Here is a 331-nt window from a genome sequence, read left to right as displayed (position 1 = left end):
GCCGCAAAGACGGCGCCGCGATCCACCAGCTTATCTCCGAGTGCCCGCCACTCGATGTGAATTCCCTATACGCGTACCTGCTCCTGTGCGAGCACAACCGCGGCACCTGCGTCCTGGCCGAAAGCGCCGGTGGACGCATCGATGGATTTATCTCCGCTTACGTGCTTGCCGACAGGCCCGACGTGTTGTTCGTCTGGCAGGTCGCCGTGCACACCCGCGCACGCGGCCAACGGTTAGGCCGCGCCATGCTTCGGGAGCTCTTGCGACGCAAGGGGCTCGAGCATGTTCGTCATCTTGAAACCACGGTGGCGCCTGACAACCAGGCCTCGCG

General features: G+C 64.4%; 1 protein-coding gene. It reads left to right on the top strand.

What is annotated here, in order from left to right; translation table 11 throughout:
* Positions 1-331: diaminobutyrate acetyltransferase (gene ectA / locus SB751_RS28955; protein WP_410748903.1), on the top strand; the 331-nt coding region annotated here is incomplete at both ends.

Source organism: Cupriavidus sp. SIMBA_020, from assembly GCF_046535395.1.
GTDB lineage: Bacteria > Pseudomonadota > Gammaproteobacteria > Burkholderiales > Burkholderiaceae > Cupriavidus > Cupriavidus campinensis.
Note: the sequence above shows the minus strand (reverse complement) of the source record. Positions and strands in the feature narration are given on the sequence as shown.